Origin of the sequence: Chitinophaga sp. 22620, from assembly GCF_052044405.1 — a bacterium.
Lineage (GTDB): Bacteria > Bacteroidota > Bacteroidia > Chitinophagales > Chitinophagaceae > Chitinophaga.
Window position 1 is genome coordinate 1374205 of the sequence record NZ_JBQEMV010000001.1, and the last position, 14130, is coordinate 1388334.

The 14130-nt window shown below is 46.1% G+C and carries 12 protein-coding genes; 8 read left to right on the forward strand and 4 right to left on the reverse strand.

Going from position 1 to position 14130, the window contains the following annotated elements; genetic code table 11:
• Positions 1–131 precede the first annotated feature (131 nt).
• The 5 genes from ACTJIK_RS05815 to ACTJIK_RS05835 all read left to right on the forward strand — a co-directional run bounded on the left by ACTJIK_RS05815 (position 132) and on the right by ACTJIK_RS05835 (position 2515).
• Positions 132–569: a MauE/DoxX family redox-associated membrane protein gene (locus ACTJIK_RS05815; protein ID WP_440645412.1), complete on the forward strand. Its 438-nt coding sequence runs from the start codon at positions 132–134 to the stop codon at positions 567–569.
• A 120-nt stretch (positions 570–689) separates the two neighbouring features.
• The gene (locus ACTJIK_RS05820; protein WP_440645413.1) at positions 690–1079 is read left to right on the forward strand and encodes a hypothetical protein; all 390 of its coding nucleotides are present in this window, start codon (positions 690–692) and stop codon (positions 1077–1079) included.
• Positions 1080–1211: 132 nt separating this feature from the next.
• Positions 1212–1547, forward strand: coding sequence for a hypothetical protein (locus tag ACTJIK_RS05825; protein ID WP_440645414.1), 336 nt, complete (start codon positions 1212–1214; stop codon positions 1545–1547).
• A gap of 190 nt (positions 1548–1737) precedes the next feature.
• Positions 1738–2127 carry a hypothetical protein gene (locus ACTJIK_RS05830; RefSeq protein WP_440645415.1) on the forward strand — a complete coding sequence of 130 codons (390 nt, stop codon included), beginning with the start codon at positions 1738–1740 and terminating at the stop codon, positions 2125–2127.
• A gap of 82 nt (positions 2128–2209) precedes the next feature.
• Positions 2210–2515 carry a hypothetical protein gene (locus ACTJIK_RS05835; RefSeq protein ID WP_440645416.1) on the forward strand — a complete coding sequence of 102 codons (306 nt, stop codon included), beginning with the start codon at positions 2210–2212 and terminating at the stop codon, positions 2513–2515.
• A gap of 17 nt (positions 2516–2532) precedes the next feature.
• Here ACTJIK_RS05835 and ACTJIK_RS05840 read toward each other — a convergent pair whose 3' ends face one another.
• From ACTJIK_RS05840 to ACTJIK_RS05850, 3 genes are all read right to left on the reverse strand, one after another.
• Positions 2533–3906 carry a RagB/SusD family nutrient uptake outer membrane protein gene (locus ACTJIK_RS05840; protein ID WP_440645417.1) on the reverse strand — a complete coding sequence of 458 codons (1374 nt, stop codon included), beginning with the start codon at positions 3904–3906 and terminating at the stop codon, positions 2533–2535.
• 45 nt (positions 3907–3951) lie between these two features.
• Entirely contained in the window at positions 3952–7542 is a 3591-nt protein-coding gene (locus ACTJIK_RS05845; protein ID WP_440645418.1) for a SusC/RagA family TonB-linked outer membrane protein, read from the reverse strand.
• Positions 7543–7771: 229 nt separating this feature from the next.
• Complete coding sequence (locus tag ACTJIK_RS05850) at positions 7772–8353, reverse strand: RNA polymerase sigma factor (RefSeq protein ID WP_440645419.1); 582 nt, start codon at positions 8351–8353, stop codon at positions 7772–7774.
• Positions 8354–8829: 476 nt separating this feature from the next.
• Here ACTJIK_RS05850 and ACTJIK_RS05855 point away from each other — a divergent pair, with 476 nt between their 5' ends.
• The 3 genes from ACTJIK_RS05855 (at position 8830) to ACTJIK_RS05865 (ending at position 11578) form a co-directional block, all read left to right on the forward strand.
• On the forward strand, positions 8830–9954 hold the full coding sequence (locus tag ACTJIK_RS05855) for a FecR family protein (RefSeq protein ID WP_440645420.1): 1125 nt from the start codon (positions 8830–8832) through the stop codon (positions 9952–9954).
• Between the two features lie 176 nt (positions 9955–10130).
• Positions 10131–11294, forward strand: coding sequence for a hypothetical protein (locus tag ACTJIK_RS05860; RefSeq protein ID WP_440645421.1), 1164 nt, complete (start codon positions 10131–10133; stop codon positions 11292–11294).
• Between the two features lie 119 nt (positions 11295–11413).
• Positions 11414–11578 (forward strand): phosphatidate cytidylyltransferase, encoded by a 165-nt coding sequence (locus tag ACTJIK_RS05865; protein ID WP_346316371.1) that lies wholly within the window; start codon positions 11414–11416, stop codon positions 11576–11578.
• On the opposite strand, the gene ACTJIK_RS05870 is transcribed toward ACTJIK_RS05865, so the two are convergent.
• Entirely contained in the window at positions 11575–13941 is a 2367-nt protein-coding gene (locus ACTJIK_RS05870) for an AfsR/SARP family transcriptional regulator (protein WP_440645422.1), read from the reverse strand. The genes ACTJIK_RS05865 and ACTJIK_RS05870 overlap by 4 nt on opposite strands.
• Positions 13942–14130 lie beyond the last annotated feature (189 nt).

Consider the following 14130-nt stretch of genomic DNA (forward strand, 5'->3'; position numbering starts at 1 on the left):
GCAGTAATACTTTAGATATTTACAAAAGCAATGGAAAAGGACAGATTAATTGAAACCCTTTAACGACTGTGTAAATCAGTCTAATACTATTTGTTTGCTAACGCACTTGATAATTAAAACCTGACATCAATATGACACGGAAAATTGCCCTGGAAGGAATTGTTGCTATTCTTGTCGTTTTATGGATTTACACTGGTATCAGTAAATTAGGAGAGCAATTCAATTTCATGTATCAGTTGCGAAAACAATCACTTTTTGTGGATTATGCCGTGTTTTTAAGCTACGCCGTTCCTGTTGTGGAATTGATGACAGCGATTTTATTAGTAATCCGAAAAACCAGGATAATAGGACTTTGGGTGTCGTTTTTTTTAATGTTTTCCTTCACTTTGTATGTCGCTTTAGTACTATCATTTTCGAAGCAGCTTCCGTGCCAATGTGGAGGTATTATTGATACACTTAATTGGGAGCAGCATTTAATACTGAATATTATTCTGACCATATTGATAATATTGGGCCTCTTGCTTGCAAAAAGAATAAATAGAGACAATATAAAACTGCAAATCTCCTGATTGTATTTTACACACTGATTTATTTACGTTCTTGAAGAATTTGTTGCAACAAACAAGTTATCTGTCTTGAAAAAACAGAGATCGTAACCATTATAAGTTAACAATTAAAAAATTAATGACATGCGTAACCTGAAATTAAGCTTTGCTTTAGTTATTGCTATTTTGGCAGTAGGTTTTACCGTAGCAACCAAGGCCAGCACTTTCGGCGCGAAAGTTATTCCTGATTGTTTCGTTCTGGATATTGATGTTATCAATAGCGCAGGAACAGTAACCAATGAACTGATTCAGAATGAAGCAAGGGCTTCTATTCTGACAGATCTAGCTGCATCTCCTTATCTGAATGAAGACATTTCTGCTACCGCGGTTGAGCAAACTACTGTTTGCCCTGCTACCGCTAGGTTCTGCTGCGCTAAATTCACCCTGCTCGACCCTTCTACCCCTGGTGTTCCTGTTAAGACAGTGAACGGTGTTTCCGGAAAATGGTCAGTTCAGGCTTTCTACAGAAATTAAGGACTTGCTCTGAATGCGAAATATCTAATTTTTGACATTCATATAGTCTTAGGCTGGCCGCACGTTTGTGTCAGGTCAGCCTTTTTTACTTTGGAAACGATGAGATATCCCGTTACTGTTAATAACTTTTGTATGTTCAAATTCAGACTAAACCTTGTGTTCTTTTCTGCAGTATTGGCAGTTGGTCTCGTTTTAACAACTAAAGCCAATGTTTTAGGTAAAAAAGCTGCGACCGATTGTTTTGAAATGGCAATTAATGTTATCAATAGCGCAGGAACAGTAACCAATGAACTGGTACAGAATGAAGCAAAAGCGTCTATTGTGCTTGACTTGGCCGCATCTCCTTATCTGAATGAAGACATCTCCGCTAGCTCTGTTGAGCAAGTTTTCATTTGCCCTCTTCATGCCAAATTCTGCTGCGCTATATTCACCCCGATCGACCCCCGCTACTCCTGGCGTTCCAATTAGGACGGTGAACGGTATTTCCGGGAAATGGTCAGTTCAGGTGTTCCACAGAAATTAAAGACTTGCTTTGAATGTGAAATGTTTGATCTTTGGGCATTCATTAAGGTCTTGGGCTGACCTCTCATTGTATTAGGCCAGCCTTTTTTAATTTTGGAAGCAATGAGATAACCCGTCACTATTAATAACTTTTTATATGTTCAAATTAAAACTAGATCTTGTGTTCCTTTCTGCAGTGCTAGCAGTCGGTCTCGTTTTAACAACTAAGGCCAATGTTTTAGGTAGAAAAGCTACGACCGATTGTTTTAAAATGGATATTGATGTTATCAATTCTGCTGGAACTGTTACCAACACTCTCATACAGAATGAAATTAGGTCTTCAATTTTGGCTGACATTTGGGCTAGTCCCTACCTAAACGAGGATATTTTTGCGGAAACCATTGATCAGACCATGGTATGTCCCGGAACTGCTCGGTTTTGCTGTGCTAAGTTTAACATACTTGACCCTACTACCCCTGGGGTGCCTATTAAGATTGTGAACGGTATTTCTGGTAAATGGTCAGTTCAGGTTTTCTTTGATAATTAAAGGTAGTTATATGGTTTTTTTATTCAACTATCAGAAGTATATGTTGGTGTTATTAACCGTTTGTTTTTCAATATCTCAAAACATGAAGCGTAATGCTAAATTTATTGCTGATTGTTATCAACAAGATGTTGATGTGATTGATGCTGGAGGAACGCTAACCAATGTTCTCGTTTTAAACGAAGCGAGAAATTCAATCATTGCAGATTTACTGGTTACGCCTTATTTAAACGAGGACATTGTTGCGTTTGCAATAGAGCCTTGCGATGGAAGATCGAAATTCTGTTGTGCAAGATTTACATTACTTCATCCTTCAACGCAAGGAGTTCCGGTTAAGATGGTTGGAGGTATTTCCGGAAAGTGGTCCGTAATACCATATTTCCATTTTTAACGAGAATTTAGTATGGTCTAATTCCAGCCAGGATTCTGCCTTACCCCGGTTTGCTCAACTATATCATCCGGGAGAGGGAAGGCGTATTTATAGCTGTTAGGCTCAAGGGTATATTCATTATCTCCGATTTTTCTCTTTAAAGTGACCCGGAATTGCGCCTCCAGGTTAAGTCTCCTTAAGTCCATCCACCGAGTTCCTCTCAATATCAGAGATTTTTGGCGCTCCCTTAAAATGATACTCAATGCATCTTCTGTATTAGCTGCAGTGATGGGAAGGTAAACTGCTGAAGCCTCCCATCTTGACTTCAATAAAGTATTAATGTCCGCCATTGCTTCGGATATCTTCCCAATTCTGGTATAACATTCTGCGCGGATTAAATAGATTTCGTCAACAGCTAGACCACAAAAAATGGGATCCGGGAGGTTATTATAGTTCCCTTGGAATGAATAGCCCTCGGTGGTTGTATTTTTTAGAAATAATGTCGTTTTTCTTAAGTCATTTTCATTATATAAATTAACGAGATTACTGTCTATGATACAATTGTAGGTAAGGTAGCCCGTTCCCGAGAAACTGGCATGGAATAGTACTTCTGTGTTATATAGACCTATGAAGCCTTGACCTGGTGTAAGATTGTTAAAGTTGAGTAAGTTTGAATATAACTTTAGGCAGTTGTCTGAATAAGCTAAAGCTTCAGAGTAGTTGCCAAGGTAAAGATTCACCCTGGCTAGAAGGGCATATGCAGCTGTCTTTGAAGCTCGAGTAAGGGTTTTGGGCCTTTCGGGGAGCAATGCTGCAGCGCCAGTTAGATCAGAGATAATCTGATCAAAGGTCTCCTTCACTGTTGATCTGTGAGTGGGAGATGTTATGTCGCTGTTAAGGCGCATTAATATGCCCAGCTCTGAATCTTTATTTTCATTGCTAAGGGGAGGTGTATATAACTGAGATAGATGAAAGAATTCAAAGCTTCTTTGGAAGAGAGCTTGCCCTTTGATATGATCTGATTCGGTCTGTTCAGATGAGTTTTTAGGCTGAAACTTTGATAGGGCATCTAGCACAGTATTACAATATAATACCTTTCTATAGGCACTTGCCCATTGAAGCCCATCATCTGCTGTGTAGCGTAGCGTTTTTCGCCAAATATAGGCATCCTTTGAGTCATTTTCTTCTGCAGTCATGAACGTTTCAGTGGTTATATAATGTCCATCGGAAGCAATTTCTCCTTTGTCAGACGTGTTGATATTCATTGTCTCTGTATCATCCATCATTCCTTGTAAATCAGCCAATGTTGTGGGGACGGCTAACTTGCCGTCACTTTTTTCATCCAACCAATCTTTGCTGCATGATGTTAATAGAAAGAGTATTAAGAAGATTTGGATTTTATTTATTTTCATGATCTTCGGATTTAATGTAATGGAGCCAGATTAAAATAGAGATTGTTATAAGCCGAGCACTAGGCCTATAGCAATACTTTTAGATGGAGGAATCGTTGTGAAATTGGGATAATCCGGATCTATATCGTATTTGTTTTTTCGCCAGATAATTCCTAGATTATTTGCATATAAATACAATTGCAAATTCTTTGAGTTTTCCGATTTGAACGTAAGCTGTGATAAGTCGAAATTTAACCGAAGGTCTTGCAATCTGATGTGGTCGCCCTTGAAAATGAGGAAGTCAGAATTTGCGAAGAACAAATCTCTGGAAAGAGAAGGAGCTGCTGGTTGAGACGGGATAGAAGTGGTTAATTCGTCGCCTGGCTTTTTCCAGCGGAGTACATAATCTGAATGTCCTCCCCATTTGTTGACTAGATTATAGTAGTTTACGGTTTGCCGACGTAGGTAATAGTTAAATTTATAGGTAATGTTGCAAGATAAGGAGACAAATTTGTATGTAAACGTATTCAGGAATGAACCGAATACCTGGGGAGTTCCTGGCCCTGCGTATTTTAGATCGCTAACTTTTCCGTTAGACATGAATTCTTTGAAGCTGACAGGTGAATTATCGAGCAGGGCCATAGGGTCACCGGTCTGGGGGTCTAACCCCGCAAATGGATATGAATATAATTTTAACAAAGGTTTTCCTTCTACAAAGGCAGCATAAGAAATATTATGTTGAATGTTGTTCTTGACATAATCGTCTACGGTATAATGAGTAATTTTATCGGTATTGTAGCTTAATAAAAGTGTACTTGCCCACTTAAAATCGCCGTTGATATTAACAGTATTCAGTATTACATCAAGCCCCTTTCCTTTCAAGTTGGCATAGTTTGTTGTGTAAGATGAAACGCCCCTTGTAGATTCTATTGGTATGATGCCGATTAGATTAATACCCTCTTTAGTATAATATTCGATACTGCCATTTATTCTGTTCTTAAGCATCTCGAAATCTATACCCAAGTTTACCACTTTTATTTTTTCCCATGATAGTCCTGGGTTGGCAGCTGTCAGTAACTGTAATACCGGTTCGGTATGTAAATTATAAGATGTTCCATTTACATATCTGGCTGTAGGCAATGATGTCGCTTTGTTATTCATATTACCGTTGTAGCCAAGTGTCCCTCTAAGTTTTAGATATGGCATCCAGTTTATGTTATAAAAGGGCTCTGAAGAGATGTTCCAGCTGGCGCCTGCTGAATAGAGAGGGACTTTCCTGTCATTGCTTTTGGAGCCAAAAAAATTACTTTCATCAATTCGACCGCTCAATGTTAATATATATTTACTCATAAAGGTATAACCCATATTTCCAAAATAGCTTCTTGAGCGGTCAAGAAAAGAATTCATATCATCTTGGTTGAATATAGGTGAAATTCCTCCAGGTCTGGTGGGATAGGCAGTGCCATAGTTTATATTTCGACTAAAGATTGACTTATTTGGATCATATCCATAGTGCATTGTACGACTGTAGTCTCTTTTTGTTTCAGCTGCTTCGATACCAACTAAGCCATTTATTTGATGCATATCCCACGTTTTGCTGAGGTTTAATTGCCCACGTAAGTTCCAAGCTGTCTTTTCATTGGCCACCGAAGTTATGGAGCCCCCCATAGGGATTGGATATTGAGGAGTTCCTGAAGCATCGTAAAACATATATCGATTAATGCTGTTTCGCATTTCAAATGTTTGCACATCCTGAATCAAGTCGGTGTTATCTATTCCTCTTTCATATTGTCCCTTTATATCCACATTCATATAAGAGGTGATTTTATATCTGATATTACCTCCCAACCGTGTTGTAAAAAAATTGCTTATGTTGTTACGTAGTTTTTGCTCATCTAATGGGCGATAGTGCCAATCGAGTAAGCCCTTTCCACTTAAAGTGTCTAGATATGTCATGCGAAGTGAGGAAATTGAGGGCACGTGCAGGGGATTCCCGGTAACATCGGCCAATTGTGCATAAGGAGAAGCCTGAGGTGATCCGGTAGCTAAAAGTGAGTTATAATCAAAGCCATTGTTTTTCCCCTGTGATTTTGTAAACTGAATATAGGAGGCTGCTTCCAAGTTTTTGGTAATCTTGTACGTATTGTCAAGACGGAAGGTTAAGCGCTTAGATTCATTTCCCCTGTTGCTGAGTTTAATATCGTCGTATCCAAAAGAGCTGTAGTATGTGAATCGGTCGTTCCCTCCGGAGATATTAACGTTATACTGTTGCGTTAGTTCGTTGCGTAAAAAATACTTGTCAATATCGTCCCTGACATCATGATTGGATAATTCGTTCAGCCTTTTTTCAGTTTCCTGATCAGAAATCTTGCCTTTTCTATTGAGTAAGAGTGTTTCTATTGTTAAGGGAATTGCCGGATAATAATTAAAAAGTGGGTATAAATCGTCATAAGGATTATAGTATCCGGATTTAAAGATGTTTCTTTCAAATTCTACCATCTCTTGTGAAGAGACAATTTTAAGTTTTTTAAGATCTGGTTTTTCTGATATGACAAGATTGCTTCTAAACTCAACTCTTGGTTTTTGATTAAAATTTCCCTTTTTTGTAGTGATCACAATTACGCCATTACCTGATCTTGTTCCCCAAATTGATGCTGCCGCTGCATCCCGTAATACAGTAATGCTTTCTATGTCATTTGGATTTATATTATTGAGAGGATTGAATAATAAAGAGCTCTGATTCAGAGGGTTGTTATACTCTTCATAAGGGAAGCCATCAATTACTATTAATGGCTTCATGTTGGAATTAATAGTACTAAACCCTCTAATTGAAATGCTTGTCTCATTTCCGCCAGACCCTCCGGCTGCAACCGGTTCGAATTTTAAGCTGCTAGTGACATTTATAATGCGATCAAGGATATTAGAGGAAGGATTTCTGTTGATAATTTCATTCCCCAACTGCACGAAACTCCCCGTCGCCCGTTCCTTCGGAATATTCTGGTACCCCGTAGACACTACCTCCACCCCCTGTATATCCCTAATCGCCGAATCCAACGCCACCCTAATCTCCCCCCTCCCGCCAATCCTCACCTGCTTTGGGTCATAACCCAGCGAAGAAAACACAAGCGTCCCGTTCCCAGGCACCCTCGTAAAACTAAAGCGCCCCATATTATCAGTCCCCTGCCCGCGGGGATAGCCTTTGAGGGAAACGGTAGCGGCAGGGATAGGATTGCCTTTGGCATCTACTACAACCCCGGAAACATTGATCAGCGGAACAGTATCCGCCAGGTTCACCGGCTCTGCAGGCGCATCCGCTGCAACAGGCTTCTTGGAAAGTACGATGCCTTTATGTTTAATCGTCCAGGTGATGTTTTTGCCGCGGAGCACGGCGGCCAGGGCGTTGGAGAGGGTTACCTGGCTTACTTTTACGGTGATGGGGGTATTGCCGTCCAGCGTGCTGCCGGAGAAAAATACGGTGTAGCCGGTCTGTTTTTCAAGGGCAATAAATACGTTTTCAATCGGCTGATTGGTAAAGTTTAGGGATACGTTGGAGCTGTCCTGTGCCGCGGCAAATGCATTCGATTGAACTGCCATAAAAATCAGGGACACGGCCCGCCATCTTATGTTTTTCCGCAGCAGAGAGTAGACTTTTTGCATAGTAGATGCTTTTGTTGGTTGTAAAAAGCCCCCATGAGAAATTATCAGGACTGAACATTCACATGAGAAAATTAAAAAATGGACATAAAAACTTCAGTGAAGGCAATAAAGTGCCTCACCCGGGAAAACACGGATGTAAGACTTTTTATTACGAAATACATGGATGCATGCGATACCCCAGACCTGGGAATATCTGCAGAATCACGGTAAGATTGAATTGGTGCAGCGCTCAGCTTATCAGAAAAGAAAGCGCTATGAGGTTGATCACAAAGCCCAGCTTCGATTTCAGGATCTGTTTGGCGTAACGCAGATGCGTCTTCACGCTTTGTTTGCTGATCCCCATTTTAGCCGCCGCCTGCTGGTACGTCAGGTCTTCCTGGTATACCAGCTGCAAAGCCGTTTTCCGTTGCTGTGTCAGGAAACCCAGCAGATATTCCATCCGCTCCTCGTCTTCCTGTTGCTTGAACGATGCCAAAGCCTCCGGCATCGTAATGTCCGCAGCGGCCGATCTGTTGTAGTACTGGAAAACTTCTTCCTTTTCAGAATGAGACGCCCGCTTCCTGATCTGGCCCAGGCACTGGTTCTGCACCATCTTCATCAGGTACCAGCGGAGATCTGAAATGGACTTCCACAGCTTCGGCTTGTTCAGTAACAAAGCAAAACAATCCTGCACAGTATCCGCCGCATCGTCCTTATCCCTCAGAAAGGTATAGGCCAATGCAAGCATCTCCTGCGAGTACCTGTTGTAAGCCTCGTCGAAAGCCTCCTTGTCGCCTTCTTGCAATTTTGTGATGAGAAATTTTTCCTCCACTTTTCGCAGGTTTTATTAGAGTCAGTTGTTCAGAATACTTTCATGTCTATTTCAGGAATAAGCAGATTTCTGTGTCAGCCAAAAGGGAGAAAAACGAGATTCATACTTGTCCGATAAATGAAAATGCTAGTTGATTATGGACCGAAAATTAGTTAATAGAAAAACAATTTTACGTTATGGATTTGTTAATAAGGGGAAATTGTTAATTCGGGGAAGTGTAGGCCTGTATTGGGTTATACGATAATAACTGTTGTTTTGATTCTTATTCAAAAGTTAAGAGAAATTTGTAGGAATGGGCAAAAAAGACGGTTTTTCGTTCACCCTTTTTGGTTAATAATGTTATCCTTGTTTTGGGCCCGGAAACCGTACCTTCGCGTACTGAATATAACATTTTTTTCCTTGCCAACGATCTATTTTCAGCCAAAGTTCACCCTTTCGCGCGGTGATTGCATCTTATAATATAGACTTAATAATTCATGGAAGATAATATCCATATACGACTACTGCTCATACGCGAAATACTCGACCGGCTCACCACGGATGAAAAACGCGAACTGGAAGCCATCCTCGCCTCCAACCCCGAAGCCGTACAGCTACGGCAGGAACTCGGCAACATCCCGCCCGCAGAACTGGAAGAATTCATCCGGTCATTCGACCGGCAGGCAGGCCTGGCCGACGTTTACACACGCGCGCAAACCCTCCGCAGCAACCGGAAACGCACCGTCATCCGCCGCATCGCCGCCGCCACCGCCGCCGCGGCAGCCATCGCAGCAGGCATTATTATATTCCTCAACCGCCAGCCGGAACAAACCGATCCGCTCGCACTCCAACAAGTTAGCGGCAGCGCCTCCATCACCCTCGAAGACGGAAAGGTCATACCCCTCAAAGATTCCGGCCTGCAGCAACACACCGCCTTCCAGAACAACAACCGCGTGCTGGAACTCGCCCCCGATAAAAAAACAGACCAGGGCTGGAGCATACTCAATGTGCCCGCCAAGCTGGACTACCAGATAAAACTCGCAGACGGCAGCCGCGTGTGGCTCAACAGCAAAAGCCGCCTCCGATTCCGCTTCTCCTACGAAAAGAACGAACGCGAAGTATACCTCGAAGACGGTGAAGCCTTCTTCCAGGTTTCCGCCAGCGAACAAAGCCCATTCACCGTACACACCCCGCAAGGCAGCGTACAGGTGCTGGGTACGGAGTTTAACGTAAACGCATATACGGAAAATACGGTCACCACTTCACTCGTAACCGGCAAAGTAGCCATCCGCTCCGGCATAGACAGGATAGAACTGCGCCCCGGCAACGAAGCGATCGTGAACGCCGGCGAACCCATCAAAGTGGAAACCTTCGACGCCCGCCGCACCCTCGGATGGCGCCAGGGCATCCATTATTTCGAAAAAGCCAGCATCGCCTCCGTGGCGGTCATGCTCGAAAGATGGTTCGATACCCCCCTTATTATCGATAATCCGGCCGTCGCAAAAGAAAATTTATGGGGCCAGCTCAACCGGAACGAACCGCTCCAGGTATTCATAGACCAGGTGAATCTCACTGGGGACGTGCATTTCTACTGGAAAAACGGGCAGCTTCATTGCCGCTGAAACACGCACTGATTGTAACTCTCTCATATTGATTGTTTTATTTTCAGAAATTTTATTTTACTTTGTTGAAAGTTGTAAAATTTCCATTTGTAGTATTACGCGCCCGGTTTTCCAGCCGGGCTTTTTTTATGCCCGGAATTCCGTAAATTCATAAAGAATTTAACCCCCAAGGCCCCATGCAACAGGCTCAACCCCAAACCGCCACTCCAACAGGCAAAGCTTCTGCGTTTTTTCCATCACAGGGATCAGGGAATTTTTTTTCGCCCGCAGCAGCGCCGGTGATACAACGCGCGCCTGTCAGCGATTGCAACACAGCGGAAAATGAAACGGTGAACGAAGCCGTGTCTGAAGCCTTTAATAACATCACCCGCGCTATCGCCATCATGGATACGGTACCGTTGCCGGACAGTGTGAATAATGCGATGTTCCTCGCATTCCGCGACGACAGCGAAGCCACGCGCGCCCAGGTGCGGTCACGCCTCGAAGTTATCCGTGCCCGCATCCGCACCGCCACCTACCAATGCACCAGTGCAGGCGAAGAAGGTTATGGACCCTGTACCAGCGCCAGCGGGCAGGCCCGCGCCGCTTATGTAAGCCACGAAGGCACTGGCGCCGCCAGGGGAGCGGTCGGTAATGTGATGCTCTGCTTCCCGGCTTTTTTGACGGAGGGCCTCACCAAACAAGCCAATACCATCATTCACGAACTGGCGCACTATTATCTCGGCGTGGACGATACGGGGTATTTCGGGGCGGATTGCGTTGAAACGGTCCGGCCTGCGGCGGCTACGGACGCAGCACATGAAGATTCCGGCACCGCGGGCGACCCGCCGGGCCTGCGCCTCAATAATGCGGACAGCTACGCCTGTTTCGTGCACTTCCTCGCCGTAATGCCCGCAGCCGCCATGACTAGCCGCGCCGCGGGCTACAGGGGTCAAAGCCTGGATATTGGCACGCCTGACGGCACCACCATCTACACGCAAACGATCGATGAGCAGGATCCCATCTTCAACATAGAAGGCGTTCCCGGTATGGAAGGAAACCGCTTTCACGCCAGCGGCATGCGCTTCCGCTGGGTGCTCCAGGCGGGCGGCACCAGCTACCGCATGGCTTCCAGGCATTCTGCCAACTCTCATTTATTTGATGCGCATAACACCCAGGCATTTGTAAGCCGCACGGTTCGCGGCATCCTGGCGGACCAGGGGCACACGTCAGGCGAAGTGGTATGTTTTACGATGCTGCCGGAACAATTCAGCGCCGCCGGCATTTCTCCGATAGTGATCACCACCCGCAAGCCCGTTACGATCGCCAGTGGCATGGACCCCTTCAACGCGCCTATATAAGCCTGCGTTGTGGAAATACGTCCCCAACAGCCAACCGCGCGAAGGGCTGCGATCCGCTGCTGTTGCAGTGTTGGCATTCCGGCACAGTATATGATTTCGAGGAAGTAAAAAGGAACGCTATGAAGAACGCAATGCTTTTCCTGCTCGGAATTTTAACGGTTACGCTCAGCAGCTGCGAACTGGTGGAAGGTATTTTCAAAGCCGGGGTATGGACCGGCCTCCTGCTGGTGGCGGTGGTGCTGGGCCTCATTATCTGGCTGATATCCCGCGGCAGGAAAGGTTAACCCTGCTGCGAGATATCCTTGAATGAGCGGCCGAACTCCTGCCCATAACTTTCCTTGTATTCTTTCGCGAATTTCTGGTAGGCTTCCTGCGCAATGCCATGCCGCCCAAGGATAATAAGGCTGCGGCAGCGGTAGGCCAGCGCCTCTTCGTTCAGTGCATCGAACAGGAAGATGGCGTGCGTGAGGCGCAGCACCAGCTCTGCTTCGGCATGCAGGTCTGCGGTGGAAATATATTGCAGGAAGAGGTCTATCACCTGCCCTGAAATGTCTGACTTGATATCGTCCAGCCATTCGTATTGCACGGCTTTCAGGAAAGCGCCCCGGTTTACAATACCCAGCAGCTCCTGGATGTAGGGGCGCGAAGAGGCGTTCTTCTGCGCGCAGAGCTGCGCAAAGCGCGCGTAATCCACCTGCACGGACTGGTTCAGCACCTCCAGCTTCCACTTCCCCGATTCTTTCCCGATATGCCATTCGCCGGCTTTCTCCAGAATGGCCTTCAGCTTCACGATGTTCACTGAATAATTGTTCCGCGCATCTTTCTGCGGCTTGTCGCTCCACAGGATGTCGAACAGCTGCTCGGAAGAAATGCCCTTGCCGTCTTTGTAAGTATGGATGAGCACCAGCAGGAAAAGTTCTTTCAGCAGCGGGGTAAAGAGTTTCGTGATATCATTCCCTTCCTTGTCGAACGCTTCGAACTGCCCGAAAAGGAATACGGCTGAGCGCTCGGGCTGCTGCTCCGGTGCTGTTTCCGCAAGCGGTATGTGCTCAGCTGTTTTCGCGGTCTGTTTTTTCTGCCACCTGCGGCGGGAAAGCGCCAGCAGGATAAATAACAGCAGGGTGATGCCTGGCAATGTGACCCACCAGGGCGCGATATATGTTTTGCGTGGCGCAGGGGCGGGCACGAGTGCATTGGGCGGAAAATCCAGTGTGTGGACCTTTACCTGGCAAGTGTTTTCTTTCGAATTGTAAAGGGTTACGGCCACCAGCTTTTTGCTCACGGGGCAATAGAACAGGTCCGCAAACGAACGGATGTCGTAAAACGAATACGGGATGGAATCCCCCATCAGCTGGTACCCCGGCGACGCCAGCGAACCTTTGATCAGCTGCAGCGATGAATTGAATTTATCGGTGGGGTAGATGAGGGTGTAATATTCACGGGTGGCTGTATCTATCACCAGGCTGTTCGCAAAGCAGAACTGTCGCGCGGGCTCGGGGAAGCGCCAGACGGTCCGGAAGCTGCGGTCGCGGATGCTGTATGCGTTCAGCTCGTAATTGTATTTCGGGTTCACGGACTGGTCGCCGGTATTGCTGCCGTAACCGCCGAGGATGAACGCGGTGTCTCCCGCGGCATTGAGCCCCAGCGCGGCCATATAACGCGGCATGAAGTGATCGCCTTTCACGGGCACTGTTTCCCAGGTATCCCTGGAAAAATGATAGCGCTGCACGAGATTTTTGTAACGCAGCTGCCCGTAACCGCCGAGTATATATAAAGAAGTGTCCGGCTGGCTCACGAATTTATTCGCCTGCCAGTATTCCGTCAGCTCGGTATGCGTGAAGGTATCGTCCCATTGCCGTGCCAGCGTGTCGTACGTGCGCACTTTCTTTTCGTCGATCAGCACGTTGTAGATCCGCTGCCGTACGGGGTCGTATATGGACTGGTTGCCGGCAGGCAGCAGCGTATGCCCTTGCGCCAGCGCCTCGCCACGCAGCTGCATGTCCCTGAAAGTGAGCCGGAAAGTGGAATCGGCGGTAATAATATATAGTACTTCTTTCTGCTGGTCGAACGCGATGCTGGGAGTGCCGGCCGTTTCGACGGTCTTTACAAGCGCCCAGTTCTGGTGCCTGGGTTTGAGCCATACGGGGTTACGCACGGCCGCGGTGTCCCTGCTCTCGGTATCGTCCGCCGCGGCGCCCTGGCTTTCGGAAAGGGGGAAGAAGTGTTTCAGCTCCCCGTTCTCCGTGATGCGCACGTCTTTGATGTTCATGGGCGGAAGGTCCAGCGTTTGATGGCCTTCGAAATTGGTGGCGCCGAAATAGATATGCGCGCAGGTGTTTTCCCGGATGGCGAGCCTGCCCCGGCAAACGGGCTTATCGCGGTGGTAGAACACCACTTCCCCTGCCTTTTCGTCGAATCTTATCCTGACCGGGTTCCACCCGCGGTAAAGCCGGAGGGTATCGATCCTGAATTCTCCCGTTACCTTTTCGCCGATGACGCAGTGAAAAACGCCCAGCCGCTGGTTATATACAAGGTCTATATTCTGATGATCGGTAGTGATGACCCGCACCACGTACCCGAAGTAAGTTTCCATGTTCGGCCTGAACTCCAGGTCGAAGCCGAGGTCTGTTTGCCCGCGCAGGCACACGGGCGCCCCCGGGGTCAGATGTAGGGATGTCCTTTTCTCTGGAACCACCTCATGACTGGAAAACCCAAGTCCGTGCGATTGTCCGAATATAATATGACTATAAACAAGGGCCCAGCAGATACAAAATATATATTTCCCCATTGGAGACCTAAAATGCTTTTGATAATAATAACCTGTCCGTTTTGGATG

Bases quoted from the DNA above. Each gene is read 5' to 3' on its own strand.
- ACTJIK_RS05855 (WP_440645420.1), top strand. From the start codon at position 8,830: ATGGAAGATAATATCCATATACGACTACTGCTCATACGCGAAATACTC.
- ACTJIK_RS05860 (WP_440645421.1), top strand. From the start codon at position 10,131: ATGCAACAGGCTCAACCCCAAACCGCCACTCCAACAGGCAAAGCTTCT.
- ACTJIK_RS05825 (WP_440645414.1), top strand. From the start codon at position 1,212: ATGTTCAAATTCAGACTAAACCTTGTGTTCTTTTCTGCAGTATTGGCA.
- ACTJIK_RS05835 (WP_440645416.1), top strand. From the start codon at position 2,210: ATGAAGCGTAATGCTAAATTTATTGCTGATTGTTATCAACAAGATGTT.
- ACTJIK_RS05830 (WP_440645415.1), top strand. From the start codon at position 1,738: ATGTTCAAATTAAAACTAGATCTTGTGTTCCTTTCTGCAGTGCTAGCA.
- ACTJIK_RS05815 (WP_440645412.1), top strand. From the start codon at position 132: ATGACACGGAAAATTGCCCTGGAAGGAATTGTTGCTATTCTTGTCGTT.
- ACTJIK_RS05865 (WP_346316371.1), top strand. From the start codon at position 11,414: ATGAAGAACGCAATGCTTTTCCTGCTCGGAATTTTAACGGTTACGCTC.
- ACTJIK_RS05845 (WP_440645418.1), bottom strand. From the start codon at position 7,542: ATGCAAAAAGTCTACTCTCTGCTGCGGAAAAACATAAGATGGCGGGCC.
- ACTJIK_RS05820 (WP_440645413.1), top strand. From the start codon at position 690: ATGCGTAACCTGAAATTAAGCTTTGCTTTAGTTATTGCTATTTTGGCA.
- ACTJIK_RS05840 (WP_440645417.1), bottom strand. From the start codon at position 3,906: ATGAAAATAAATAAAATCCAAATCTTCTTAATACTCTTTCTATTAACA.